Genomic DNA, 25,366 nt, shown 5'->3' with positions numbered 1-25,366 from the left:
GGAGCTTGACCCGATGGGCGAGCAGCACCACGTGAAGTTCCCGCAAGAGGTCATCGACGAATACGCGGCGCTCGGCATCGACATCGTCGCCATGTTCTCCGCCGGGCACCTCGGCACGCGCATGGGCGTCCAGATCCTCGAAGCCTCCGCGGACCGCGTCGTGGGCACCATGCCGGTCGAGGGCAACACCCAGCCCTACGGCCTCCTCCACGGCGGCGCCTCCGCGGTCCTCGCCGAAACCCTCGGCTCGATCGGCTCCATGCTGCACGCCGGCAGCTCCAAGATCGCGGTCGGCGTGGACCTCAACTGCACACACCACCGGGGAGCACGCTCCGGCCTCGTCACCGGTGTCGCCACCCCCCTCCACCGCGGCCGGTCCACCGCGACATACGAGATCGTGATCAGCGACGAGAACGGCAAGCGCCTGTGCAGCGCGCGCCTGACGTGCCTGCTGCGTGACGTGAACGCGAGCGACGAGCAGCAGGTGCACGCCGCGACCTGACCCGCACCCCGCACCCGCACCCGCGAGCCAGGTCGTCCAACCGCCGTGGCGGAAACCGCCGTTGTCCACAGGGCCGTTGCCCCCGGGCACCCGGCGCCTTAGCGTCATGGCATGACAACGGGAAAGGCCCCTTGGCCGGGGGCCGCCTTCGGGTCGAGGCTCGGACTGGTGCTCCTGACCGGCGCCTTGACCGCCGGATGCGGTCAGTCCGACTCGAAGGACGCGGCGGCGAGTAAGCAGGACACCGCGCGGACCGGCTCCGTCTCGCCGTCACCGCAGGCCACACCCCCCGAGGACCTGTGCACGCGGATCGTCGCGCACTGGTCGCGACGGGTACTCGACGACGACACTTATGGCGACTACCAGTCGATGGGCCTGTCCAACGGGCAGTACGAGATCCTGATGGACGTCGTGGACGCCGCCCGGACAGAGAAGGAACGTGAAGGCGCACGGGCGGCGGAGCGACTGATCGACCGCAGAGCACGCGCCGGGTGCGAGGACTGGTATCGCGAAGGCGGTCCGAGTGGTGGTCCGTGGCAGTGAGCGGCGTCGGGCCTGTCGAACCGGGCGAGGGCACACGCGCGTGGGACACCCTGGAGCCGGGCGACCCGTTCCCGCCGGAACCACCGCGCGGACGCCTCGCACAGCTGTATGCCCGCCACCGCCGGGCCGTCCTCGCCTCGGCGTCGGCAGCCACCCTCCTCGCCGGCGGCGGCTACCTCTACACCTCCCGACCCCAGGCCCCGCCCCCCGCCCCTCCGCCGTACCCCTCCAACGTGGTCGACGTCGCCTATCTGGGCAGACAGCCCACACCCCAGGACACCGGCGGGGCGCGACTGCCGCCGGGGCACAACGGCGCCGCACCCAAGAGCTTCAGCCTCGCCGTGGAGCTGACCACGCACTCCGGGCCCCCGGTCACCGTGACGCGGATAACCCAGCCCTACGCGAGCCTTTCGCTGTCGTCGGATCCGCGTCTCCCCTTCCGCACCAGGACCGGCTTTCCCCACAAGATCGTCATCACGTTGCATGTGACTGATTGCTCGCACGTGCCGGCGAACGCCGGGCTTCCTTTCCTGGACGTAACTCTGCGTAATACACGCGCAATACAAGTACACAGTTTCATCTTGGGCGACCGTTATGCACACGACCTCTCGAAGGGCATTCAAGTCGCTTGCAGCAACGACTCCACGTCATGACCAAAACACCAAAACGTGACTGAAAGTGCCTGGCGAGGCCCACGTAATCTCACGATGTGGACGGGACGAATCGGTGGGAATTCTGCTCTTCCACCCACTGAGTACCGCTCTGCATTACGTCGTGTCATAACAAGAGCGTCACAGCATGGGCCAGACCCTCCTCCAGGTTCCCCACACACGCTTAGAGTCACGCCCAGTCACCGCGCATACGGATTCGAAAACTCTTCGTCCCGGCGCTCGACTCGGCCTGTTCCACGGGGAAGGGCCGCGCCTCGAAAGGACTGATCGTGCGTCAACGTTCACTCATCGCCATCACCGCCGCGCTGGCGGCGGGAGCACTCACACTCACCGCCTGCGGCTCACGCGACGAGAACGGCGGCGGCTCGGACTCCGGTGGCGGTGGCACCACCGTGACCATAGGCGTCGACGCCCCGCTGACCGGCGACCTGTCCGCGCTGGGCCTCGGAATCAAGAACTCCGTGGACCTCGCCACCAAGCAGGCCAACAAGGACAACTTCGTCGACGGCGTCAAGTTCAAGGTCGAGGCCCTCGACGACCAGGCGCAGCCCTCCTCGGGCCAGCAGAACGCGACCAAGCTGGTGGCCGACAAGGAAGTCCTCGGCGTCGTCGGCCCGCTGAACTCCTCCGTCGCCGAGTCCATGCAGAAGGTCTTCGACGACGCCAAGCTCGTCGAGGTCTCCCCCGCCAACACCGGCCCGACCCTCACCCAGGGCCCGGACTGGCAGAGCGGCAAGAAGGCCCGCCCGTACAAGTCGTACTTCCGCACCGCGACCACGGACGCCATCCAGGGCCCGTTCGCCGCGCAGTACCTCTACAACGACGCCAAGAAGAAGAAGGTCTTCGTCATCGACGACAAGAAGACCTACGGCGCCGGCCTGGCAGGCACCTTCACCGACGAGTTCAAGAAGCTCGGCGGCAAGGTCGTCGGCACGGAGCACATCGACCCCGACACCAAGGACTTCTCCGCCGTCGCCACCAAGGTGAAGAACGCCGGCGCGGACGTCGTCTACTACGGCGGTGAGTACCCGCAGGCCGGTCCGCTGAGCAAGCAGATCAAGGCCGCCGGCGGCAACATCCCGCTGGTCGGCGGCGACGGCATCTTCGACCCCACCTTCATCAAGCTGGCCGGCAAGAACAGCGACGGTGACCTCGCCACCTCGGTCGGTGCGCCGGTCGAGGACCTGCCCTCCGCGAAGGAGTTCGTCGCCAACTACAAGGCGGCGGGCTACAAGGAGGACTACGCGGCCTACGGCGGCTACTCCTACGACTCCGCGTGGGCGATCATCGAGGCCGTGAAGAAGGTCGTCGAGGACAACGACGGCAAGCTCCCCGACGACGCCCGCGAGAAGGTCACCGCGGCCATGCAGAACGTCGCGTTCGACGGTGTGACCGGCAAGGTCGCCTTCGACGAATACGGTGACGCGACCAACAAGCAGCTCACCGTATACGGCGTCGAGGGTGGCGCCTGGAAGCCGAAGAAGTCCGGTACCTACACCGGCTGACCCACACCCGCACCACTCATGAGCCGCGCGGGGCGCTGCACCACAAGCGCCCCGCGCGTACTCACATCTGGTCACATCCGTCGAACATCCGAAAGTCTCGGAGGACATGCGGTGAACGAACTGCCGCAGCAGCTGGTCAACGGCCTGCTACTGGGATCCATGTACGGGCTGGTCGCCATCGGCTACACGATGGTCTATGGCATCGTCCAGCTCATCAACTTCGCTCACGGCGAGATCTTCATGACCGGAGCCTTCGGCGCTCTCACGGTCTCCCTGTACATACTGCCCGACGGCACATCCATGGTGATCGCCCTGCCGCTGATGCTCATCGGTGCCATCCTGGTCGCCGTCACCGTCGCCGTAGGAGCGGAACGGTTCGCCTACCGCCCCCTGCGAGGCGCACCACGCCTCGCCCCCCTCATCACCGCCATCGGCCTCTCCCTCGCCCTCCAGCAGGCCGTGTGGGCCTGGTACCCCGAGGCCCGCTCCGCGATCAAGTTCCCGCAGATCGACGGCGGCCCCTTCGACATCGGCAGCATCACCATCCAGACCGGTGACGTCTTCCTCCTGATCGCCGCCCCCATCAGCATGGCGGTCCTCGCCTACTTCGTGATGAAGACCCGCACCGGACGCGGCATGCAGGCCACCGCCCAAGACCCCGACACCGCCAAACTCATGGGCATCAACACCGACCGCATCATCGTGGTCGCCTTCGCCCTCGGTGCCGCGTTCGCCGCCGTCGGAGGCGTCGCCTACGGCCTCAAATACGGCCAGATCGACTTCCGCATGGGCTTCATCCTCGGCCTCAAGGCCTTCACCGCGGCCGTACTCGGCGGCATCGGCAACATCTACGGAGCCATGATCGGCGGAGTGGTGCTCGGCCTCGCCGAGACCATGGCCACCGCATACATCGCCGACGTCCCCGGCATGTCGCAGCTCGGCGGCCAGTCCTGGGCCAACGTCTGGGCCTTCGTACTTCTCATCCTCGTGCTCCTCTTCAGGCCACAAGGTCTGCTGGGTGAGCGCGTGGCGGACAGGGCGTGACACCGATGACCACACAGACCACCGCACCCCAGACGCCGAGCACCCCCTCCGCCGGCACACCCACCGGCCTCATCGGCATTCCACCGCACATCGGGCGCGCCCTCGCCACCGGCGGCGGCGTCCTCACCGTCATCTCCACCTTCCTCGCCTGGACCTGGACCGCCGAATTCCCCGGCGACCTCACCGTCTACGGCTACCCCGGCGGCCTGCAGGTCCTCGTCCTCATCGGCGGCGCCCTCACCGCGCTCTTCGGCCTCGCCTCATACGGCATCAAGGGCCTGCGCTGGCTGGTGCCCGCCGGCGCCGACAGCGCCATCAAGCTGTCCGCGCTCGCCGCCTTCACCACCGCCTGGTTCACCATCATCGCGATCAGCGCCAAGCTCGGCGGCCTGGTCAACCTCGAACCCGGCGGCTGGATCGTGGCCATCGCCACCCTCGCCACCCTCCTCGGCGCACTCGCCCTGCCCTTCGACCGGCCGGCCCCCGACCCCGCCGACCCCGACGACACCGCCTACGAGCAGTTCCGCCACAACGCGCGCCACAAGCGCGCCATCATCAAGGCGGCCTTCGCCTCCGGCACCGTCACCCCGGCCCGCAAACTGCCCGCGTACGCCGAAATCCTGATCATCGTCGCCGCCCTGGCCCTCGGCCTCACCGTCTTCACCTACGGCATCGGCACCGAATACGACGAACTCTTCGTCGGCTTCCTCATCACCGCCGGCTTCGGCTTCGCAGCCACCGCCAAGGCCGGACTCGTGAACAGGGTCTCCGCACTCACCCACGCACACCGCACCGTGACGATGACCGGTGCATTCATCGCGGCCGCCGCCTTCCCCTTCACCCAGGCCGACGACCAGTACGCAACCATCGGCGTCTACATCCTGATCTTCGCCACCGTCGCCCTGGGCCTGAACATCGTCGTCGGCCTCGCCGGCCTCCTCGACCTCGGATACGTCGCCTTCCTCGGCGTCGGCGCCTACACCGCGGCCATGGTCTCCGGCTCCCCCTCCTCCCCGTTCGACATCCACCTGCCGTTCTGGGCCTCCGCCATCGTGGGCGCGGCCGTCGCCATGGTCTTCGGTGTCCTCATCGGCGCCCCGACCCTCCGGCTGCGCGGCGACTACCTCGCCATCGTCACCCTCGGCTTCGGTGAGATCTTCCGCATCGGCGTCCTCAACATGGACGGCACCTCCGGCCCGGACATCACCAACGGCTCCAACGGCATCTCGTCGATCCCCAACCTCAACATCCTGGGCTTCGACTTCGGCCAGGAACACGACATCGCCGGGTTCACCATCGCGCGGTTCGCCAACTACTTCCTGCTGATGCTCCTCATCACGCTGGTCGTCGTGATCGTCTTCCGCCGCAGCAGCGACTCCCGCATCGGCCGCGCATGGATCGCCATCCGCGAAGACGAAACAGCCGCCCTCGCCATGGGCATCAACGGCTTCCGCGTCAAACTCATCGCCTTCGCCCTCGGCGCCGCCCTCGCCGGCCTCGCCGGCACCGTCCAGGCACACGTCACCTACACGGTGACGCCCGAGCAGTACCAGTTCGCCCACGTGGTCCCGCCCAACTCGGCGTTCCTGCTGGCGGCTGTCGTGCTCGGCGGCATGGGCACCATCAGCGGCCCCCTCGTCGGCGCCGCGCTGCTCTACCTCATCCCCGCCAAGCTCGCGTTCCTCGGCGACTACCAACTCTTCGCCTTCGGTCTCGCACTCGTCCTGCTGATGCGGTTCCGTCCGGAAGGCCTCATCCCCAACCGGCGCCGCCAGCTCGAATTCCACGAAGAGGCCGAAGCACCCACAGCCCTCAGCAAGGCAGGGGTCTGACCACCATGACTACCGACACCACCACCAAAGCCGCCACCCCCGCCGCCCAGCCCGGCGAAACCGTGCTCGACGCACGCGGCGTCACCATGCGCTTCGGCGGCCTCACCGCCGTCCGCAACGTCAACCTCACCGTCAACAGCGGTGAAATCGTCGGCCTGATCGGCCCCAACGGCGCCGGCAAGACAACCTTCTTCAACTGCCTCACCGGCCTCTACATCCCCACCGAGGGAGAGGTCCGCTACAAAGGCAACATCCTGCCGCCCAAGTCCTTCAAGGTCACCGCGGCCGGCATCGCCCGCACCTTCCAGAACATCCGTCTCTTCTCCAACATGACGGTCCTGGAAAACGTACTCGTCGGCCGCCACACCCGCACCAAAGAAGGCCTCTGGTCCGCGCTGCTGCGCGGCCCCGGCTTCCACAAAGCCGAAGCCGCCTCCCGCGAACGCGCCATGGAACTCCTGGAGTTCATCGGCCTCGCCGGCAAAGCCGAACACCTCGCCCGCAACCTCCCCTACGGCGAGCAACGCAAGCTGGAGATCGCGCGAGCACTGGCCAGCGAACCGGGCCTGCTCCTCCTCGACGAGCCCACCGCCGGCATGAACCCCCAGGAAACACGCGCCACCGAAGAACTCGTCTTCGCCATCCGCGACAAGGGCATCGCCGTACTCGTCATCGAGCACGACATGCGCTTCATCTTCAACCTGTGCGACCGCGTCGCAGTCCTCGTACAAGGCGAAAAACTCGTCGAAGGCGACAGCGAAACCGTGCAGGGCGACGAACGCGTCATCGCCGCCTACCTCGGCGAACCCTTCGAAGACGCCCCCGGCGACGAAGAAGTAGCAGAAGTCGAAGCCGCCGAAGCCCAGGCCGCGGCCCAGACCGACGCCGTGCCCGGCAAGGAGAACGACCGATGACCACACTGCTCGAGGTCGAGGACCTCCGAGTCGCCTACGGCAAGATCGAAGCCGTCAAAGGCATCTCCTTCAAAGTCGACGCCGGCGAAGTCGTCACCCTCATCGGCACCAACGGCGCAGGCAAAACCACCACACTGCGCACCCTCTCCGGCCTCCTCAAGCCGGTCGGCGGCCAGATCAAATTCAACGGCAAATCGCTGAAGAAGACCCCCGCCCACCAGATCGTCTCCCTCGGACTCGCCCACTCCCCCGAGGGGCGGCACATCTTCCCCCGCATGACGATCGAGGACAACCTGCGACTCGGCGCCTTCCTCCGCGACGACAAAGCAGGCATCGACAAGGACATCCAGCGCGCCTACGACCTCTTCCCCATCCTCGGAGAACGCAGGAAGCAGGCCGCGGGCACCCTCTCCGGCGGCGAACAGCAAATGCTCGCCATGGGCCGCGCCCTGATGTCCCAGCCCAAACTGCTCATGCTCGACGAACCCTCCATGGGCCTCTCACCGATCATGATGCAGAAGATCATGGCGACCATCGTCGAACTCAAGGCCCAGGGCACCACCATCCTGCTCGTCGAACAGAACGCCCAAGCCGCGCTCTCGCTCGCCGACCACGGACACGTCATGGAAATCGGCAACATCGTGCTCTCCGGCACCGGCCAGGACCTCCTGCACGACGAGTCCGTACGCAAGGCGTACCTCGGCGAGGACTGAGTCCCCGCTCGCTACACGGCTGAGGCCCGCACCCCTGCTCGGGGTGCGGGCCTCAGCCGTCGCCGTACGTCGCGTAAACGCGGCCCTAGCCCTTCGCCGCCTTCTTCTCCTCGGCATCCAGGATGACCGCCTCGGCAACCTGCTGCATCGACATCCGCCGGTCCATCGACGTCTTCTGAATCCACCGGAACGCGGCAGGCTCCGTAAGCCCGTACTCCGTCTGCAGGACGGACTTCGCCCGGTCCACCAGCTTCCGGGTCTCCAGGCGCTGCGTGAGATCCTCGATCTCCTTCTCCAGCGCCTTCAACTCCGTGAACCGAGACACCGCCATCTCGATCGCCGGAACCACATCACTCTTGCTGAACGGCTTCACCAGATACGCCATCGCGCCGGCGTCACGCGCACGCTCCACGAGATCACGCTGCGAGAACGCGGTCAGCATCAGAACGGGCGCGATGGACTCCTCGGCGATCTTCTCCGCCGCCGAGATGCCATCGAGCTTCGGCATCTTCACGTCCAGGATGACGAGATCGGGCCGGTGCTCCCGGGCCAGCTCGACGGCCTGCTCACCATCACCCGCCTCACCTACGACGGTGTACCCCTCTTCTTCGAGCATCTCCTTGAGATCGAGACGGATCAGCGCCTCGTCCTCGGCGATGACGACACGGGTCGTCAGCGGAGGCACGTGCGACTTGTCGTCGTCGGGCGCGTCTTCGGGCTGGGGCGACTCGGGGGCGGTCACGGGTGCTCCTTGTTCCAGGGCAGGCAAGTACTGCTCCCAAGAGCCTACCTAGCTGATGCCGCCAGCGGTGACCGGGTACACTCCCAAACAGCACTCAGGCCGGGTTGGCGCAACTGGCTGACGCGGAGGTCTCAAACACCTCTGTCCGAAAGGACGTGTGGGTTCGAATCCCATACCCGGCACTGCGAAGCGGATGTTCCCATTCTCGTGAACATCCGCTTTTTGCTGCGCACGGTCGCGATCAGTAACACAGAGTGGCCGCATGAACGTTCATGGCACTGAGGTGCGACAGAAGGCACTCACACTGCTACGCGGCGGCGCGAGGAACGCGGATGTGGCACGGCAATTCAACGTCCCACCCGGCACAGTCAGCTACTGGAAACACCTGGACCGCGCAAAGCGCGGCGAGTGCCCAGGGAGACACGACCCAAGCTGCCCCCGGTGCGACGGACGCGAGCTCGACGAGCAGGCCTACAGCTATCTGCTCGGCCTCTACCTGGGCGACGGCCACATCAGTCACTACTCCGAGCACCGCGTACCCAACCTGATGATCACCTGCACCGAATCGTGGCCCGGCCTCATGGACGACTGTGAGCAAGCCATGCGTGCGGTCTTCCCCGACAACTCCGTGTGCCGCGTCCGCAAGACCGGCTGCCGCAACGTGAAGGTGTACTCCAAACACCTGCACTGCCTGTTCCCGCAACACGGCCCAGGCAGGAAGCACGACCGCCGGATCGCCCTCGAACCCTGGCAACAGGTGATCGTCGACGCCCACCCCTGGGAGTTCATCCGTGGCCTCATCCACTCCGACGGCTGCCGCATCACCAACTGGACGACGCGCCTCGTGGCCGGCGAACGGAAGCGCTACGAGTACCCGCGCTACCTCTTCGCCAACAAGTCGGACGACATTCGGAAGCTGTTCACCGACACCCTCGACAAGGTCGGCGTCGAGTGGACCACCCTGGCCCGCGGCAGTGATCCCTTCAACATCTCCGTCGCCAGGAAAGCCTCCGTCGCCCTCATGGACACCCACGTAGGGCCCAAGTACTGACGCGACTACTTGGGTGCGTCGTCCTCGCCGATGTGGTGGACGCGGACCAGGTTCGTCGAGCCGGAGACTCCGGGCGGGGAGCCGGCCGTGATGACGACGATGTCGCCCTTCTGGCAGCGGCCGATCTTGAGGAGTTGTTCGTCGACCTGGTCGACCATCGCGTCCGTGGAGCCGACTTGCGGGCCGAGGAAGGTTTCGACGCCCCAGGTCAGGTTGAGCTGGGAGCGGGTGGCCGGGTCGGGGGTAAAGGCGAGGAGCGGGATGGGCGAGCGGTAGCGCGACAGGCGGCGGACCGTGTCTCCGGACTGAGTGAAGGCAACCAGGAACTTCGCGCCCAGGAAGTCGCCCATTTCCGCTGCCGCCCTGGCGACCGCGCCGCCCTGGGTGCGGGGCTTGTTGCGTTCGGTCAGGGGCGGGAGGCCCTTGGCGAGGATGTCCTCTTCGGCCGCCTCGACGATGCGGGACATGGTGCGGACGGTTTCGATGGGGTATTTGCCGACGCTGGTCTCGCCGGACAGCATGACGGCGTCCGTGCCGTCGATGACCGCGTTGGCCACGTCCGATGCTTCCGCGCGTGTGGGGCGGGAGTTGTCGATCATCGAGTCGAGCATCTGGGTGGCGACGATGACCGGCTTGGCGTTGCGCTTGGCGAGTTTGATCGCGCGCTTTTGGACGATGGGGACTTGTTCCAGCGGCATTTCGACGCCGAGGTCTCCGCGGGCGACCATGATGCCGTCGAAGGCGGCGACGATGTCGTCGATGTTGTCGACGGCTTGGGGTTTTTCGACTTTGGCGATGACGGGGAGGCGGCGGCCTTCTTCGTCCATGATGCGGTGGACGTCATTGATGTCGTTTCCGGTGCGGACGAAGGAGAGGGCGATGACGTCGAATCCGGTGCGCAGGGCCCAGCGGAGGTCTGCTTCGTCTTTTTCCGAGAGGGCGGGGACGGAGACGGCGACTCCGGGGAGGTTGAGGCCCTTGTTGTCGGAGATCATGCCGCCTTCGACGACGGTGGTGTGGACGCGGGGTCCGTCGACGGCGGTGACTTCGAGGCAGACTTTGCCGTCGTCGACGAGGATGCGTTCGCCGGTGGTGACGTCGGCCGCCAAGCCGTCGTACGTCGTGCCGCAGGTCTGGCGGTCGCCTTCGATGCCGTTTTCGACGGTGATGGTGAAGGTGTCTCCGCGTTCAAGGAGTACGGGGCCTTCGGTGAAGCGGCCGAGTCGGATCTTCGGGCCTTGAAGGTCGGCGAGGATTCCGACGCTGCGGCCGGACTCGTCGGAGGCCTTGCGTACGCGCTGGTAGCGCTCCTCGTGGTCGGCGTAGGAGCCGTGGCTGAGGTTGAAGCGGGCTACGTCCATTCCGGCTTCGACCAGTTCTTTGATCTGGTCGTACGAGTCGGTTGCGGGGCCCAGGGTACAGACGATCTTTGCTCGGCGCATGATTCGAGCCTAGACCTTACCGGCGGGTAGAGAATTGGCCGGGCATGACTACTCAACAACCTTTACGTGAAGGGCTATTGACAAGTGTTGAATTGTGCGGCGGGGTGCTCCGATGAGCATTTCGGGCGCCTCGAATTCACCCATTGACGCGAATCCCTCCATTGAGTCGAAATGCCGGACGCGCGTTGACGTCTGTCGTTCGTTGCGGCTCCGGCGTCACAGCTCTGGTGGGGCCATCGTGAAGCGGGCGTTGACCTGGGCGTAGACGTGTTGGCGTTCGGGCTCGATGTCGAGGGGGGCGGCGGCGTCTTCGGCGGCTCCGGCGTAGGCGGCGGTGCGCATGGAGCGGGATCGGGTCGTCGTGTCGAAGGGGTGGGCGTTTTCGGCGCCGATGTCGGCGAGTTCGAGGAGTGCGGTGAGGGTGGTGCCGAGGGCTTCGGCGTATTCGCGGGCTCGTTGGACGGCTTCGCGTACCGCTTGTTGGCGGGCTTGGCGGTGGGCGGGTGAGTCGGGGCGGAGGGCCCAGTAGGGGCCTTCGACGTGGGTGAGGTCGAGGTCGGCGAGTCGGGTGGTGAGTTCGCCGAGTGCGGTGAAGTCAGTGAGTTCGGCGGTGGTGTGGACGCGGCCGTGGTAGGCGCGGATGCGTTCGCCGCGGCCGTGTTTGGTCAGTTCGGGGCTGATGGAGAAGGCTCCGGTTTCGACTCGCTCGACGGCTTCTCCGTAGGTCTTGACGAGGTCGAGCACGGTGGCGTTGCGGCGGGTGAGGTCGTCGAGTGCGGAGCGGCGGTCGGTGCCGCGGGCGCTGACGGTGATGCCGATGCGGGCGATTTCGGGGTCGACTTCGAGGTGGGCTTCGCCGCGTACGGCGATGCGGGGTGCATCTGGGGTGCCGTAGGGGGTTGTGGCGGTGGTGGGGGTTGTGGGTCGGGGTTCTTCTGCGGGTGGGGTCATACGTCCCACTCTGTCACCGGCGGCCCGGTTCCGGGTGGTGCTGGTCATCAGATCGAAACCTGCGGGGGCTGTTGTCGCGCGTCATGCACGGGTCAGAATCTACGCGCGTTGTTGACCACCCCCCGAGGAGTACCAGACATGCCGTTGCCGCTGAACCGCCGGAAGTTCCTGAAGAAGTCCGCCGTGACCGGGGCGGGGGTCGCGCTGACGGGCGCGGTCGCGACTCCGTCCGCACAGGCCACGGAGGCGGGGGCCGCTGAGGCGCAGGCCGCGGGGACGAGGAAGGGTGGCAGACCCGTGAAGCGGTACTCCCTGACGGTGATGGGCACGACGGATCTGCACGGTCATGTCTTCAACTGGGACTACTTCAAGGACGCGGAGTACAAGGACTCGGCGGGCAACGCGCAGGGTCTGGCCCGTATCTCGACGCTGGTGAACCAGGTCCGTGAGGAGAAGGGCCGCTGCAACACGCTGTTGCTGGACGCGGGCGACACGATCCAGGGCACTCCGCTGACGTACTACTACGCGAAGGTGGACCCGATCACGGCGAAGGGTGGTCCGGTTCATCCGATGGCGCAGGCGATGAACGCGATCGGGTATGACGCGGTGGCGCTCGGCAACCACGAGTTCAACTACGGCATCGAGACGTTGCGCAAGTTCGAGGAGCAGTGTGACTTCCCACTGCTGGGTGCGAACGCGCTGGATGCGAAGACGTTGCGCCCGGCGTTCCCGCCGTACTTCATCAAGAAGTTCCCTGTGCGGGGTCTGCCGCCGGTGAGGGTTGCGGTGCTGGGTCTGACGAATCCGGGGATCGCGATCTGGGACAAGGCGTATGTGCAGGGGAAGTTGACGTTCCCGGGTCTGGAGGAGCAGGCGGCGAAGTGGGTGCCGAAGCTGCGGTCGATGGGCGCCGATGTGGTGGTCGTGTCGGCGCACAGCGGCTCGTCCGGCACGTCCTCGTACGGTGATCAACTGCCGTACATCGAGAACTCGGCGGCGCTGGTGGCGCAGCAGGTGCCGGGGATCGACGCGATCCTGGTCGGGCATGCGCATGTGGAGATTCCCGAGCTGAAGGTGACGAACGAGAAGACCGGGAAGACGGTCGTCCTGTCGGAGCCGTTGGCGTATGCGGAGCGGCTGTCGCTGTTCGACTTCGAGCTGGTTTTCGAGAAGGGGAAGTGGACGGTCGAGTCGGTGGCGGCGTCGGTCCGCAACTCGAACTCGGTGGCCGACGACCCCAGGATCACCCGGTTGCTGAAGGATGAGCACGACGTGGTCGTGGCGTATGTGAACCAGGTGGTCGGGACGGCGACGGAGACGTTGACGACGGTGGAAGCGCGGTACAAGGACGCGCCGATCATCGACCTGATCACGAGGGTGCAGGAGGACGTGGTCAGGGCGGCGCTTGCGGGTACGGAGTACGCGTCGTTGCCGGTGATTTCGCAGGCGTCGCCGTTCTCGCGTACGTCGGAGATTCCGGCCGGTGAGGTGACGATCCGGGATCTGTCGAGTCTGTATGTGTATGACAACACGCTGGTCGCGAAGGTGATGACGGGTGCGCAGGTGCGGGCGTACCTGGAGTATTCGGCGGAGTATTTCGTGCGGACGGCGGCCGGTGCGGCGGTGGATGTGGACAAGCTGACGAACGCGAACAACCGTCCGGACTACAACTACGACTATGTGTCGGGTCTGACGTATGAGATCGACATCGCTCAGGCGGCGGGTTCGCGGATCAAGAACCTTTCCTACAACGGTGCTGCTTTGGACGACGCTCAGAGGTTCGTGTTCGCGGTGAACAACTACCGGGCCAATGGCGGGGGTGCGTTCCCGCATGTGGCGTCGGCGACGGAGGTGTGGTCGGAGTCGACGGAGATCCGTACGCGGATCGCGGAGTGGGTGACGGCGAAGGGCACGCTGGACCCGAAGGAGTTCGCTTCGGTGGACTGGAAGCTGACTCGGGACGGGGCTCCTGTGTTCCCGTAGTCCCGCAGTCCGGTAGTCCGGTCCCTGGCCCGGGTGCTCAGCTCTCCATGAGGGGGGTGAGTGCCTGGGCCTTGTGCTGTCTGGGGTGGGGGATCTGGGGCTGTGGTTCGTGCTCGGAGGGTTGTGGTGCGAGGCCGAAGGTGGTGAAGGCGGTGCGGGGTGGAAGGGGATAGGGGTTCTTGCCGGTGAGGGAGTTGAGGATGGTGGCGCTGCGCCAGGCGGCGAGGCCGAGGTCGGGGGTGCCGACGCCGTGGGTGTGGACTTCGGCGTTCTGGACGTAGACGGTGCCGGTGATGGCCGGGTCGAGGGTGAGGCGGTACTGGTCGTCGATGTGGGCGCGTTCGGCGTTGTCTCGGTGCATGTAGGGGGCGAGGCCGGCGAGGAGTTGGTCTAGGGGGCGTTCGCGGTAGCCGGTGGCGAGGATGACGGCGTCGGTGGTGAGGCGTGTGCTGGTGCCTTGTTGGACGTGTTCGAGGTGGAGTTCGACTTTGGTGTGGGCTACGCGGCCGGCGGTTCGGACGCGGACGGCGGGGGTGAGGACGGTGTCGGGCCAGCCGCCGTGGAGGGTGCGGCGGTAGAGCTCGTCGTGGATGGCGGCGATGGTGTCGGCGTCGATGCCTTTGTGGAGTTGCCATTGGGCGGGGACGAGCCGGTCGCGTACGGGTTCGGCGAGGGCGTGGAAGTAGCGGGTGTAGTCGGGTGTGAAGTGTTCGAGGCCGAGTTTTGAGTACTCCATGGGGGCGAAGGCCTCGGTGCGGGTGAGCCAGTGGATCTTCTCGCGGCCGACGGGGCGGTGCCGGAGGAGGTCGAGGTAGACCTCGGCGCCGGATTGTCCTGAGCCGATGACGGTGATGTGTTCCGCGGTGCGGATCCACTCGCGGTGTTCGAGGTAGTCGGCGGCGTGGATGACGGGTACGGCGGGGGCTTCGACGAGGGGGCGGAGGGGTCCGGGGATGTGGGGGGTGGTTCCGATGCCGAGAACGATGTTCTTGCTGTAGGTGCGGCGGAGGGGTTCGGCTTCGGCTTCGGCTTCGGGGTGGCCTGCCGGGTGGCCCGCCGGGGTGTCTTCGGGGTCGTGTCGGGTGAAGTCGATGGCGAAGAGTTCGCGTTCGGGGTTCCAGTGGATGGCTTCGACGTGGTGGCCGAAGTGGAGTCCGGGGAGGTGGTCGCTGACCCAGCGGCAGTAGGCGGCGTATTCGGCGCGTGGGATGTGGAAGCGTTCGGCGAAGTAGAAGGGGAAGAGCCGGTCGCGGCTGCGTAGGTAGTTGAGGAAGGACCAGGGGTTGACGGGGTCGGCGAGGGTCACCAGGTCGGCGAGGAAGGGGACTTGGAGGGTGGCGCCGTCGATGAGGAGGCCGGGGTGCCAGTCGAAGGCGGGGCGTTGTTCGTAGAAGGCGGTGTCGAGTTCGGTGAGGGGGTGGGCGAGGGCGGCGAGGGAGAGGTTGAACGGGCCGATGCCGATGCCGACCAGGTCGCGGGGTGCTTCGGGCTGGTGCTGTGCGGGTGTGTCGGGGGTGGCCGTCGGGCTCATCGGCGTGTGGGTCCTTCCACCAGTTTCAGGAGCGCGGCGAGGTCGCCGGGCTCGGTGTGCGGGTTGAGCAGGGTGGCTTTGAGCCAGAGGCGGCCATCGAGGCGGGCGCGGCCGAGGACGGCGCGGCCTTCGGTGAGGAGTTGTCGTCGTAGGCCGGCGATGGTGTCGTCGGTCGCGTGGGTGGGCCGGAAGAGGACGGTGCTGATGGTGGGCCGGGCGTAGAGCTCGAGGCCGGGGTGTGTGTCGACGAGGTCGGCGAGTTCCTGTGCGCGGGCGCAGACGTCGTCGACGAGTGCGCCGAGTCCCTGCCGTCCGAGTGTTTTGAGGGTGACGGCGATTTTGAGAATGTCGGGGCGTCGGGTGGTGCGCAGGGAGCGGCTGAGGAGGTCGGGGAGGCCGGCTTCGGTGTCGTCGTCGGCGTTGAGGTAGTCGGCGTGGTGTTCCAGTGGGCGCAGGTCGCGCGGGTCCTGAACGGCGAGCAGGCCTGCGGCGACGGGTTGCCAGCCGAGTTTGTGCAGGTCGAGGGTGACGGTGTGGGCGCGGGCGAGGCCGTCGAGTTTGGTGCGGTGGCGGTCGCTGAAGAGGAGGCCTCCGCCGTAGGCGGCGTCGATGTGCAGGCGGGCGCGGTGGGTTTGGCAGAGGTCGGCGAGGGCGGGGAGCGGGTCGATGTGTCCGGCGTCGGTGGTGCCCGCGGTGGCGGCCACCAGGAGGGGGCTGCCGGTGCGGTGCAGTTCGGTGAGGGCTTCGTCGAGTGCGGCGGGGTTCATGGTGCCGGTGGGGGCGGGCACGGTGACGGGTTCGGGGAGGCCGAGCAGCCAGGTGGCGCGGTGCAGGGAGTGGTGGGCGGTGTCCGCGCAGACGAGTTGGACGCGGCCGTGGAGTTCACGCGCGAGGAGGAGGGCGAGTTGGTTGGACTCGGTGCCGCCGGTGGTGACGAGGGCGGCGGGCTGAGCGACCGGGGCCTCGCCCTTCTTGCCGTACACCGCCTCGGCGAGTGCGGCCGTGACCAGGGCTTCCAGTTCGGAGGCCGCCGGGGCCTGGTCCCAGGAGTCGAGGGACGGGTTGAGGGCGGAGGCGGCGAGGTCTGCGGCGGTGGCGACGGCGAGGGGCGGGCAGTGGAGGTGAGCCGTGCACAGGGGGTCGGCGGGGTCGGCGGCGCCTGCCGCGAAGGTGTGCACGAGGGTGCGCAGGGCGTCCTCGTCGCCCTGTTCGGGCAGGACCTCTCCGAGGGTGGCGCGTATGCCTGCGGCGACCGCTTCGGGGCCTCCGGCGGGCAGGGGGCCGCTTCGTGCGGTGGCGCCGTCCCGCAGCGCGTCGAGCACGATCGTGAGCAACGGCCGCAGGGCGTCCGGTCCTTGGGGGCCTGAGGCGAGCGCGCGCATGGACGTCCTCCGGGGGCGCGCGGCCGGGGGTTTCCGGCTTGTTCGCGTGGTGGGTTGACGCGCCCGGAGAGCCCAACGATCGGGACCCGAAAGGGGGTACGGCGGCGCTCGCGGCCAGGGGGTCACGACGCTCGGTGTGTGACTGCGAGTGCGGGTGCTGTTGGAGCGTGGCTGGTCGTCCCTGCGGCCGGCCACGCTCCACGTCTGTCGGGCTACTCCTCCCGTACCCGAAGTGCCCTTGCCAGGTCGTCGAGTTGGTCGGCGAGCTTGCGGCGGAGGGCGGGCGTGGGGTCGGCGTCGCGCAGGCACTCCTCGCCGAGGCGGAGTGTCCGCGTGGAGACGGCGTACACGGGGAAGGCCCAGCGGCCCGCGGCTTCGGCGATGGCGGGGCCTCGGCGTGCGGCGAGGGCGACCGCGTCCTTGAAGTACCGGGGGACGAAGTCCCGTACGAGGTCTGCCTGTTCGGGCTGCCAGAAGCCTTGGGCGGTGGCGGTGAACAGGTAGTTGGAGAGGTCGTCCGTGGTGAACATGTCGTCCCAGGCCTGGCGTTTGGCCTCGGGGTCGGGGAGGGCGGCGCGGCAGCGGGCGGCGCCTTCCTGGCCGGTGGCGCTGGGGTCCTGGACGAGTTCGGCTTCGATGACGCTGTCGTCGATGGCGCCGAGGATGGCGAGGCGGCCGAGGATGCGCCAGCGCAGTTCGGGGTCGAGTTCGGGGCCGCCGGGGACGGTGCCTTCGGAGAGCCAGGCGGTGATCGTGTCGGGTTGGGCGGCGACGTCGATGAGGTGGCGTACGGCGGTGAGGCGCAGGCCGGGGTGGGAGCCGTCCTCGGTGCGGCGGATGAGGTCGCGGCACAGGGAGGTGAGGGTGGTGAGGGCGGCGGGCCGGTCGGGTGCGGGGATGTAGCGGTTGGTGACCTGGGTGGTGGCGAAGGCGAGGACGCCCTGGACGAGGGCGAGATCGGTCTCGTGCGGGAGGTGGGTGCGGGCGGCCTCCAGGTAGGCGGTGGCGGGGAGTTCGCCGTCGCGTACGGAGTCGCGCAGGGCGTTCCAGATGACGGCGCGGGTCAGTGGGTCGGGCAGGGCGGACAGTTCGGCGCGTACGGTCGCGAAGGATTCGGGGTCGAAGCGGACCTTGGCGTAGGACAGGTCGGTGTCGTTGAGGAGGAGCAGGGCGGGGCGCCTGCCGATGGGCCGGGCCGGCTCGGTCTGGGGGAGGTCGAGTTCGAGGCGTTCGCGGAGGGTGAGGCGGCCTTCGTCGCTGAGGTCGCGGTCGTACAGGCCGACGGCGATGCGGTGGGGCCGGGTGCCGTCGTGGGCGACGGTGAGGGTGCAGGTGCCGTTGTCGGTGGGGGCGACCTTCGGGGTGAGGGTGTCGACGCCGGTGGTGCGCAGCCAGGAGTCGGCCCAGGCGTGGACGTCTCGTTCGGTGGCCTGGGCGAGGGAGTCGATGAAGTCGGCGAGGGTGGCGTTGGCGAACTTGTGCCGGGCGAAGTGGGTGTTGATGCCGGCGAGGAAGTCCTTCTCGCCGAGCCAGGCGACGAGTTGGCGCAGTGCGGAGGCGCCCTTGGCGTAGGAGATGCCGTCGAAGTTGAGGAGCGCGGAGGCGGTGTCGGGGACGGCGTCCGGGTCGGGGGCGACGGGGTGGGTGGAGGGGCGCTGGTCGGCTTCGTAGCCCCAGGGTTTGCGGGTGACGCCGAATTCGGTCCAGGTGCCGGTGAAGCGGGTGGCCTCGGTGAGGGTCTGGTAGCCCATGTACTCGGCGAAGGACTCGTTCAGCCAGATGTCGTCCCACCAGCGCAGGGTGACGAGGTCACCGAACCACATGTGGGCCATTTCGTGGGCGATGACCATGGCGCGGATCTGTCGCTCGGTGTCGGTGACGGCGGAGCGGTGGACGAAGTCGTCGCGGAAGGTGACGAGGCCGGGGTTCTCCATGGCGCCGGCGTTGAACTCGGGGACGAACGCCTGGTCGTAGGAGTCGAAGGGGTAGGGCTCCTCGAACTTCTCGTGGTAGCGGTCGAAGCAGGCGCGGGTGATGTCGAGGAGTTCGTCGACGTCGGCATCGAGGTACGGGGCGAGGGAGCGGCGGCAGTGGATGCCGAAGGGGAGGCCGCGGTGCTGGGTGCGTACGGAGTGCCAGGGGCCGGCGGCGACGGCGACGAGGTAGGTGGAGATCAGCGGGGTGGGGGCGGCCTTCCAGGTGCCGTCGCCGAGGTGCTCGGTGATGCCGTTGGCGAGGACGGTCCAGCTTTCGGGGGCCTTGACCCGCAGCTCGAAGACGGCTTTGAGGTCGGGCTGGTCGAAGGCGGCGAAGACGCGTTGGACGTCTTCCATGAACAGCTGGGTGTAGAGGTAGGTTTCGCCGTCGGTGGGGTCGGTGAAGCGGTGCATGCCCTCGCCGGTGCGCGAGTAGCGCATGGCGGCGTCGATGCGCAGTTCGTGTTCGCCGGGGGTGAGGTTCTTGAGGGGCAGCCGGTTCTCGTCCAGGGTTTCCGGGTCGAGGGGCTGTCCGTCGAGGGTGGCGGTGCGCAGTTCGGCGGGCTTGAGCTCGGCGAACGTGTCCGCGGCCTTGTGGTCGCCCCGTACCGTGAAGTGGATGACGGTGCGGGAGTCGAAGGTCTCGTCGCCGCGCGTCAGGTCGAGTTCGATCTGGTAGCGGTGGACGTCGAGGAGCCGGCCACGGGTCTGCGCTTCGGCGCGCGTCAGTACGGACATGGGTGACATGCTGCCTGATGAGCTTGGCGCGGCACAGAGGAGGCCTGCTCTCGCGGCCGTACGCGGTGGTCTTCCGGCCGTTTCGGGGGCTTGTGTGTATCCTCCGGCCTCGTCGGAGGGCCTGTGCGGGCCGTTCGCGGGGCCTACGCGCTCCTGGGTGCTCTACGCGCTCTGGTCGCGCTTCGGGACGGTGGAAGGGCGCCCGGGTGGTACGCGGGGGTCGAAGCGCGCGTGGTCGGATTCGGGAGGCACGCCTTCCTTCACCAGGGCACGTAGTTCGCGTACTTCCCGTTCCAGCCACAGAAACCGCTGGTGGTAGTCGTACAGGTACCGCACCTTGGTGCGCAGGGCCCAGGGGTCGATGGGTTTCACGACGAGGTCGGCGACGCCGAGCCGGAAGGCGGTGGAGGTGAGTTGGGCGTCCGTGCCGAAGCCGGTGACCAGGATGATGGGTATGCGCTGGGTCTGCTCCACGCGGCGCATGTAGCGGACGACGTCGAGGCCGCTGACCCCCGGCATCCGCACATCGAGGAGGAGCAGTCCGACCTGGCCGCGCAGGACCTCCTTGAGGGCCTCGTCGCCGCTGGTGGCTCGCGCCAGCCGGTAGCCGAGCGGGGCCAGGGCGCTTTCCAGTGCGTAGAGCGTGTCCTCATGGTCGTCGACGATGAGGATCTTGGCATCCGACGGCATTGCGCGAAGTCCCCTCGCTTGGACAACCAGCTTATGCCTGAACCGACTGACACGGAGTACTCATGAACTGACAAGGAGTGCTCAGCGAAGGATGCCTTATTTCGGCGCGCACGCCGAGGGGTTGTGCGTACAACGGTGCGAGAAGTGTGCGAGAAGTGGGGACAATGGGTGGAAACATCGTGCCGAGAGGCCGGAACGTGCCCAGAGGCAGGTACGGGGTCCCGCTCCCGCTGTCACTTCGTGTTGTTCGCGTGGTCCGCGATGCTTTCGTGGTGGCGGATGACCTCGGCGATGATGAAGTTGAGGAGCTTCTCCGCGAACGCGGGGTCGAGCTTCGCGTCCTCGGCGAGCTGACGCAGGCGGGCGATCTGCCGGGCCTCGCGGGAGGGGTCGGCGGGGGGCAGTTGGTGGGCTGCTTTGAGGTGGCCGACCTGCTGGGTGCATTTGAAGCGTTCGGCGAGCATGTGGACGACGGCGGCGTCGATGTTGTCGATGCTGTCGCGCAGCCGGGCGAGTTCGGCGCGGACGGCGGGGTCCACGTCACCGGGGCCGGTGTTGCTGGTGGTCATGGACGCCCACCCTAAGGGGCGCGGGGAACTGCGCGACAAGCCACGGACGACCCGCACCCGAGGTTCGACGCGCAGCCCCCGCCCCGTGCCCCCTACAGCGTCGCCGCCGCTCGGGATATGGCGGAGGCGAACTTGGAGACCTCCGTGTAGACGCCGGGCACACCGGGCCGCGCGCACCCGTCGCCCCAGCTGACGATGCCGACCTGCAGCCACGCCCCGCTGTCGTCCTTGCGGAACATGGGACCACCGGAGTCGCCCTGGCAGGTGTCGATGCCGCCGCGCGGATACCCGGCGCAGATCTCCTGCCCGGCGACGAGCCGGTTGCCGTAGTGTTGCTTGCACTTGGTGTCGCTGATGAAGGGGACCTTGGCCTTGAGCAGCTTGTCCGAGCCGGTGCCCGCGTTCTCCTTGGTGTCACCCCACCCGGCGATGGTGAAGGTGCCCTTGTTGTAGCGGGTGTTGGTCGCGATCTTCAGTGTGGGCCGGTCGATGGGCCGGGCCAGCTTGATCAGGGCCCAGTCCTTGCCCTTGCCGTTGTAGCCGGGGGCCGTGAGGACCTTCTTGGACTTGACCTTGATCGCGCCGGGGGCGTTGAGGTCGACGACTCCGGCGGTCGCCGTGATGCTGGTGTCGTTGCCCGTGAACTCGACACAGTGCGCGGCGGTCAGGACGATGTCCTTCTTGTAGAGCGCGCCGCCGCAGCCCATGGACAGATGGACCATGAACGGGAACTCGTTCTGTGCGGCGGGGGTGCCTCCGACGATCGGCGCGGGCGCGGCGTGCGCGGCGACGGGCTGGAGGCTGGCGGTCGCGAGGGCGACGGCGCCGATGGCCGCGGATCTTTTGACGAAGGTGAGCGTTCTGCTGGTCAACAGAGTTCCTCTCGTGGGGGGTTGAGCGCGCGTAGCAGTATGAAGATCCAACGGTGTGGGCGGCAAGGGTGGATCTCACGCCTTCCCGAGGAACCCGTGCGGCGAAATTCCCCTCGCATCGACTTAGAGTGGAATCGGGTTCTGGGCCTCTTGGGGGTGCGGGCGTGGCGAACGGCGGGCCGGTGAAGCACGGCTACCCGCACCTGGACACGGTGCGGGCGGCGATCACGGCGCTGTACAAGCGGCTCTCGTACGACACCATCCACACCTTCGACACCAGCGTGGCGCCCGCCGATGTGGCCTTCGCCGATGTGGACGATCTGTATTTGGGCGCGCAGCGCGTGGCCCGCGAGCTGGTTCAGCACTTCCGGCTGCCGGACGCCCGCATGATCGTCAGCTTCCGCGAGATGGAGCACGCGGCGAATGTCGAGCTCGCCGCGGGCCCCGAGTACTTCATCGAGCTGAACGACCGGTTCCGTTCGCATCGCAGGGACATCGGTGCCGCGTTGGCGCACGAGGTGATGCACGTGTACCTGCACCGCCTGGATCTGTCGTTCCAGGGCACGCGGGACAACGAGATCCTCACGGACACCGCGACGACGTATCTGGGCGCGGGCTGGCTGCTGCTCGACGCGTACCGCGAGGACGGCGCCTCCTCGCAGAAGCTCGGCTATCTGACTCCGGAGGAGTTCGGGTACGTCCTGGCCAAGCGGTCCCTGATCTTCGGCGAGGACCCTTCGACGTGGTTCACCAGCCCGCAGGCGTACACGGCGTACACGAAGGGCATGGCGCGGGCCCGCCACGACGAGCAGCAGCCTCCGCTGACCGCGGCCGGCTGGGCGGGCCGCCGCCGGTATGCGAAGGACCGCCGTCACGCCCAGAACGGTCCCGCCCAGGACCATCGCGCCCACGGCGGGCCGGCGGGCGTCCCGTACGACTTCACTCCCGAAGGCCACGGTCCGCTGCGGGTGTCATTCCCCTGCCCGACCTGCCATCAGCGGATCCGGGTGCCGGTGCGGGGCCGGGTGCGGGCACGCTGCGCTCTGTGCCGCACGGTGCTGGAGTGCGACACGTAGCCGGTGCGACGCCTGGGAATCGGGAGGAGATTCACAGCAAAAGTCTTTGCTTCGCCGATGTGTCCGGGGCGAAGGTCGAAGCATGGACACGCAAGACCCGGCGGCCGGTCTGTTGACCGCCCTGTACGAGGCCGATGAGGACGCGGTCGTACGGCAGTTGCGCGCCGGTGCGAGCGCGGAGTCGGTGGACGAGGACGGCCAGACCGTCCTGTATCTGGCGGCCGTGAACGACAAGCCCGGTGTGGTGCGCCTCCTCCTGGCGGCGGGAGCCGCACCGGACCGGCTGAGCGCGGGCACCGATTCGCCGTTGTGCGGGGCGGCCTGCGGCGGGCACACGGAGGTCGTCCGCGCGCTGCTGGCGGCCGGAGCTCAGCCGGATCTGCTGGAGGGCTTCGGTTTCACCGCCCTGACCTGGGCCGTTCAGCGGGGGCACGCTCCGGTGGTGGAGGAGCTCCTGAGGTACGGCGCCGACCCGAACCGCCCGGGTCCGACCGGGGATTCCCCGCTCTTCGTGGCCGCGCGCCGCGGCTCCCCGGGCTGTGTACGCGCGCTGCTCGCGCGGGGCGCGCGGGCCCGGTCGGAGGCGCTGGCCGAGGCCCGGCGCTGGCTGACCCTTGATGTGGAGGCGGAGCTGCGGGCCGGTCTGGAGCAGATGGCCGGGCCCGGCCACGAGTTCGTCACCCACCGCTTCCCGGAGGACGGCGGGGTGACGGTCGAGGTCGAACTGCTGAAGGACGGCCGTCCTGCGTCCGGCAACGACCAGCAGACGGGCCACGCGGCCATCGTCACGCTCCTGGAGGCGTCCCTCGGCGTCGCCGCCCCCGCTCCGGAACTCGCCGATCGTGCCCTGCGCTGCGGCGACCCCGACAACGACGACTGGTCGGAGGCGGTGACCATGCTCGCCCGGCGTGGCGACGAGGAGACGTTCGAGGCGGCGGCCCAGTGGTGCGGGGACGGCACGGCCCCCCTGCGGCAGGCGTTCGGCGCGGATGTGCTGGGGCGGTTGGGTACGGAGGGAAGCCGGGACGGTCCACCTCGGCGGCACGCCGAAGCCGTGGGCCCGTTTGCCGCCCGAAGTCTCCCCGTGCTGCGGGAGTTGGCGCGCGCGACCTCGGAGCCGGTGACGTCGCGGTCCGTCGTCGCGGCCCTCGGCCTGCAGCGGGACCCGGCCGCTCTCCCCGAGATCCTCCGCCATGCCGGCCACCCGGACGCCGGCGTACGGCGAGCGGTCGCCGTGGCCCTGTGCGGGCTGGTGCCCGCCGATCACCAGGAGGGCATCGAGCGGCTCATCTCGCTGACGCGGGATGCCGACCGGGACGTACGCGACTGGGCGGCGACCGCGTTGGCCGCACTCGACACGGACACCCCCGATCTGCGGGACGCGCTCGCGGCGCTCCTCGACGACACGGACCGGGAGGTGGTGGCGGAGGCGGCGCGTGGGCTGGCGATCCGGCAGGATCCGCGGGCCATAGAGGTGTTGGAGCGGCTGCTGACGGAGGAGAGACCCGACAGCGCCCCGCGCGCGACAGCCGAGGAGGCGGTCACGCACATACGGGACGACCGGGTGAGGACGCTGCTGGCGTCGACGCTGCCACGGCGGCTGTAGGACACGGCGGATGTAGGGACGCCGCGGATGTTCGGCCGGGGCGGCGTCGGCCGTCTCCTCCGTGACGTACGGGATGCGCGCACTACCGCGCCTCGTACGCGCCCTACCGCGCCTCGTACGCGCGCTACCGCGCCCCGTACACCGGCTGGGGCGCCTCCGCGTCCGCGAGCAGTTTGAGGGCGGTGTCCCCGGCCTCGGACGGCGTCCACCGCGCCGCCTTGTCGGCGGTCGGTCCGGGGCGCCAGCCCTCCATGACGGTGATGCGGCCGCCCTCGGCCTCGAAGACGCGGCCGGTGACACCATTGCTCGCGGCGGAACCGAGCCAGACGACGAGCGGGGAGACGTTCTCGGGCGCCATCGCGTCGAAGCCGCTGCCGGGCGCCGCCATCGTCTGTGCGAAGGTCCGCTCGGTCATGCGGGTGCGTGCGGCCGGTGCGATGGCGTTGACCTGCACTCCGTAGCGTCCCATTTCGGCGGCGGCCACCAGGGTGAGCCCGACGATGCCCGCCTTGGCCGCGCTGTAGTTGCCCTGCCCGACCGATCCCGCCAGCCCCGCTCCGGAGCTGGTGTTGACAACCCGCGCCCGCGGCGTGCGTCCGGCCTTGGCCTCCGCCCGCCAGTGCGCGGCGGCGTGCTTCAGCGGCAGGAAATGCCCCTTCAGATGGACGCGCAGGACGGCGTCCCAGTCGTCCTCGTCGAGGTTCACCAGCATCCGGTCACGCAGGAACCCTGCGTTGTTGACGAGTGTGTCGAGCCGTCCGAAGGCGTCGACGGCCGTGGCGATCAGTGACTGGGCGCCCTGCGAGGTGGCGATGTCGCCGCCGTGCGCGACGGCTTCGCCGCCCGCCGCGCGGATCTCCTCGGCGACGCGTGCGGCCGGGCTGTCGGGGCTGGGCGCACCGTCGAGCCCCACCCCCAGGTCGTTGACCACGACACACGCGCCCTCCGCCGCGAACGCCAGGGCGTGCGCCCTCCCGAGGCCCCGTCCCGCGCCCGTGACGATCACGACCCGGCCGTCGCAGATTCCGGTCAT

The 25,366-nt window shown here is 68.3% G+C and carries 22 protein-coding genes and 1 tRNA gene; 13 read left to right on the top strand and 10 right to left on the bottom strand.

Annotated features, from left to right (window positions below):
• Positions 1 to 13 precede the first annotated feature (13 nt).
• From FE633_RS39070 to FE633_RS39035, 8 genes are all read left to right on the top strand, one after another.
• Positions 14 to 502, top strand: coding sequence for a PaaI family thioesterase (locus tag FE633_RS39070; protein WP_138049914.1), 489 nt, complete (start codon positions 14 to 16; stop codon positions 500 to 502).
• 111 nt (positions 503 to 613) lie between these two features.
• Positions 614 to 1,045: a hypothetical protein gene (locus FE633_RS39065; protein WP_138049913.1), complete on the top strand. Its 432-nt coding sequence runs from the start codon at positions 614 to 616 to the stop codon at positions 1,043 to 1,045.
• A complete protein-coding gene (locus FE633_RS39060) occupies positions 1,042 to 1,698 on the top strand; it encodes a Tat pathway signal sequence domain protein (RefSeq protein ID WP_138049925.1) in 657 nt (218 codons plus the stop codon). The genes FE633_RS39065 and FE633_RS39060 overlap by 4 nt, the downstream gene beginning before the upstream one ends.
• A 287-nt stretch (positions 1,699 to 1,985) precedes the next feature.
• Positions 1,986 to 3,221, top strand: coding sequence for a branched-chain amino acid ABC transporter substrate-binding protein (locus FE633_RS39055; RefSeq protein ID WP_138049912.1), 1,236 nt, complete (start codon positions 1,986 to 1,988; stop codon positions 3,219 to 3,221).
• A 111-nt stretch (positions 3,222 to 3,332) separates the two neighbouring features.
• A complete protein-coding gene (locus FE633_RS39050; protein WP_138049911.1) occupies positions 3,333 to 4,265 on the top strand; it encodes a branched-chain amino acid ABC transporter permease in 933 nt (310 codons plus the stop codon).
• A gap of 5 nt (positions 4,266 to 4,270) precedes the next feature.
• Positions 4,271 to 6,097, top strand: coding sequence for a branched-chain amino acid ABC transporter permease (locus tag FE633_RS39045; protein WP_138049910.1), 1,827 nt, complete (start codon positions 4,271 to 4,273; stop codon positions 6,095 to 6,097).
• 5 nt (positions 6,098 to 6,102) lie between these two features.
• Positions 6,103 to 7,011, top strand: coding sequence for an ABC transporter ATP-binding protein (locus FE633_RS39040; protein WP_138049909.1), 909 nt, complete (start codon positions 6,103 to 6,105; stop codon positions 7,009 to 7,011).
• Entirely contained in the window at positions 7,008 to 7,724 is a 717-nt protein-coding gene (locus tag FE633_RS39035) for an ABC transporter ATP-binding protein (RefSeq protein ID WP_138049908.1), read from the top strand. Before FE633_RS39040 ends, FE633_RS39035 begins: the two co-directional genes overlap by 4 nt.
• Positions 7,725 to 7,809: 85 nt before the next feature.
• Here FE633_RS39035 and FE633_RS39030 read toward each other — a convergent pair whose 3' ends face one another.
• Positions 7,810 to 8,466, bottom strand: coding sequence for an ANTAR domain-containing response regulator (locus FE633_RS39030; protein WP_138049907.1), 657 nt, complete (start codon positions 8,464 to 8,466; stop codon positions 7,810 to 7,812).
• 98 nt (positions 8,467 to 8,564) lie between these two features.
• On the opposite strand from FE633_RS39030, the gene FE633_RS39025 reads away from it, so the two are divergent.
• Positions 8,565 to 8,648: transfer RNA gene (locus tag FE633_RS39025), tRNA-Leu, on the top strand.
• Positions 8,649 to 8,728: 80 nt separating this feature from the next.
• Entirely contained in the window at positions 8,729 to 9,517 is a 789-nt protein-coding gene (locus FE633_RS39020) for a helix-turn-helix domain-containing protein (RefSeq protein ID WP_138049906.1), read from the top strand.
• Between the two features lie 5 nt (positions 9,518 to 9,522).
• Here FE633_RS39020 and pyk read toward each other — a convergent pair whose 3' ends face one another.
• Positions 9,523 to 10,959, bottom strand: a complete 1,437-nt coding sequence (pyk, locus tag FE633_RS39015) for a pyruvate kinase (RefSeq protein WP_138049905.1) — start codon at positions 10,957 to 10,959, stop codon at positions 9,523 to 9,525.
• 216 nt (positions 10,960 to 11,175) lie between these two features.
• Positions 11,176 to 11,910, bottom strand: a complete 735-nt coding sequence (locus FE633_RS39010) for an SIMPL domain-containing protein (protein WP_138049904.1) — start codon at positions 11,908 to 11,910, stop codon at positions 11,176 to 11,178.
• 144 nt (positions 11,911 to 12,054) lie between these two features.
• Between FE633_RS39010 and FE633_RS39005 the strand changes: the two genes are divergently transcribed.
• On the top strand, positions 12,055 to 13,893 hold the full coding sequence (locus FE633_RS39005) for a 5'-nucleotidase C-terminal domain-containing protein (RefSeq protein WP_138049924.1): 1,839 nt from the start codon (positions 12,055 to 12,057) through the stop codon (positions 13,891 to 13,893).
• Between the two features lie 37 nt (positions 13,894 to 13,930).
• On the opposite strand, the gene FE633_RS39000 is transcribed toward FE633_RS39005, so the two are convergent.
• From FE633_RS39000 to FE633_RS38975, 6 genes are all read right to left on the bottom strand, one after another.
• The gene (locus tag FE633_RS39000) at positions 13,931 to 15,424 is read right to left on the bottom strand and encodes a lysine N(6)-hydroxylase/L-ornithine N(5)-oxygenase family protein (RefSeq protein ID WP_138049903.1); all 1,494 of its coding nucleotides are present in this window, start codon (positions 15,422 to 15,424) and stop codon (positions 13,931 to 13,933) included.
• Positions 15,421 to 16,806 carry a pyridoxal phosphate-dependent decarboxylase family protein gene (locus FE633_RS38995; RefSeq protein ID WP_138049902.1) on the bottom strand — a complete coding sequence of 462 codons (1,386 nt, stop codon included), beginning with the start codon at positions 16,804 to 16,806 and terminating at the stop codon, positions 15,421 to 15,423. The genes FE633_RS39000 and FE633_RS38995 overlap by 4 nt, the downstream gene beginning before the upstream one ends.
• Before the next feature lie 212 nt (positions 16,807 to 17,018).
• Positions 17,019 to 19,529, bottom strand: a complete 2,511-nt coding sequence (pepN, locus tag FE633_RS38990) for an aminopeptidase N (protein ID WP_138049901.1) — start codon at positions 19,527 to 19,529, stop codon at positions 17,019 to 17,021.
• A 153-nt stretch (positions 19,530 to 19,682) separates the two neighbouring features.
• On the bottom strand, positions 19,683 to 20,210 hold the full coding sequence (locus FE633_RS38985; RefSeq protein WP_138049900.1) for a response regulator: 528 nt from the start codon (positions 20,208 to 20,210) through the stop codon (positions 19,683 to 19,685).
• A gap of 233 nt (positions 20,211 to 20,443) precedes the next feature.
• Positions 20,444 to 20,779 (bottom strand): chorismate mutase, encoded by a 336-nt coding sequence (locus FE633_RS38980; RefSeq protein WP_138049899.1) that lies wholly within the window; start codon positions 20,777 to 20,779, stop codon positions 20,444 to 20,446.
• Between the two features lie 92 nt (positions 20,780 to 20,871).
• Positions 20,872 to 21,654, bottom strand: a complete 783-nt coding sequence (locus FE633_RS38975) for a S1 family peptidase (protein WP_138049923.1) — start codon at positions 21,652 to 21,654, stop codon at positions 20,872 to 20,874.
• A 161-nt stretch (positions 21,655 to 21,815) separates the two neighbouring features.
• On the opposite strand from FE633_RS38975, the gene FE633_RS38970 reads away from it, so the two are divergent.
• Both FE633_RS38970 and FE633_RS38965 read left to right on the top strand, forming a co-directional pair.
• Positions 21,816 to 22,727 carry a hypothetical protein gene (locus FE633_RS38970; protein WP_138049898.1) on the top strand — a complete coding sequence of 304 codons (912 nt, stop codon included), beginning with the start codon at positions 21,816 to 21,818 and terminating at the stop codon, positions 22,725 to 22,727.
• Positions 22,728 to 22,809: 82 nt separating this feature from the next.
• A complete protein-coding gene (locus tag FE633_RS38965; RefSeq protein WP_138049897.1) occupies positions 22,810 to 24,333 on the top strand; it encodes an ankyrin repeat domain-containing protein in 1,524 nt (507 codons plus the stop codon).
• Positions 24,334 to 24,457: 124 nt separating this feature from the next.
• Here the strand turns inward: FE633_RS38965 and FE633_RS38960 are convergent, their stop codons facing one another.
• A complete protein-coding gene (locus FE633_RS38960) occupies positions 24,458 to 25,366 on the bottom strand; it encodes an SDR family oxidoreductase (protein ID WP_138049896.1) in 909 nt (302 codons plus the stop codon).

The sequence above is a fragment of the Streptomyces montanus genome (assembly GCF_005786655.1).
GTDB classification, from domain to species: Bacteria; Actinomycetota; Actinomycetes; order Streptomycetales; family Streptomycetaceae; genus Streptomyces; species Streptomyces sporangiiformans.
The sequence above is the reverse complement of the archived record's forward strand: the minus strand, read 5'-3'. Positions and strand labels throughout refer to the sequence as shown.

Coding starts and splice junctions, on each gene's coding strand:
- FE633_RS39070 (WP_138049914.1), top strand. CDS start 14: ATGGGCGAGCAGCACCACGTGAAGTTCCCGCAAGAGGTCATCGACGAA.
- FE633_RS39065 (WP_138049913.1), top strand. CDS start 614: ATGACAACGGGAAAGGCCCCTTGGCCGGGGGCCGCCTTCGGGTCGAGG.
- FE633_RS39045 (WP_138049910.1), top strand. CDS start 4,271: ATGACCACACAGACCACCGCACCCCAGACGCCGAGCACCCCCTCCGCC.
- FE633_RS39040 (WP_138049909.1), top strand. CDS start 6,103: ATGACTACCGACACCACCACCAAAGCCGCCACCCCCGCCGCCCAGCCC.
- FE633_RS39035 (WP_138049908.1), top strand. CDS start 7,008: ATGACCACACTGCTCGAGGTCGAGGACCTCCGAGTCGCCTACGGCAAG.
- FE633_RS39020 (WP_138049906.1), top strand. CDS start 8,729: ATGAACGTTCATGGCACTGAGGTGCGACAGAAGGCACTCACACTGCTA.
- pyk (WP_138049905.1), bottom strand. CDS start 10,959: ATGCGCCGAGCAAAGATCGTCTGTACCCTGGGCCCCGCAACCGACTCG.
- FE633_RS39010 (WP_138049904.1), bottom strand. CDS start 11,910: ATGACCCCACCCGCAGAAGAACCCCGACCCACAACCCCCACCACCGCC.
- FE633_RS39000 (WP_138049903.1), bottom strand. CDS start 15,424: ATGAGCCCGACGGCCACCCCCGACACACCCGCACAGCACCAGCCCGAA.
- FE633_RS38995 (WP_138049902.1), bottom strand. CDS start 16,806: ATGCGCGCGCTCGCCTCAGGCCCCCAAGGACCGGACGCCCTGCGGCCG.
- pepN (WP_138049901.1), bottom strand. CDS start 19,529: ATGTCACCCATGTCCGTACTGACGCGCGCCGAAGCGCAGACCCGTGGC.
- FE633_RS38985 (WP_138049900.1), bottom strand. CDS start 20,210: ATGCCGTCGGATGCCAAGATCCTCATCGTCGACGACCATGAGGACACG.
- FE633_RS38980 (WP_138049899.1), bottom strand. CDS start 20,779: ATGACCACCAGCAACACCGGCCCCGGTGACGTGGACCCCGCCGTCCGC.
- FE633_RS38965 (WP_138049897.1), top strand. CDS start 22,810: ATGGACACGCAAGACCCGGCGGCCGGTCTGTTGACCGCCCTGTACGAG.
- FE633_RS38960 (WP_138049896.1), bottom strand. CDS start 25,366: ATGACCGGAATCTGCGACGGCCGGGTCGTGATCGTCACGGGCGCGGGA.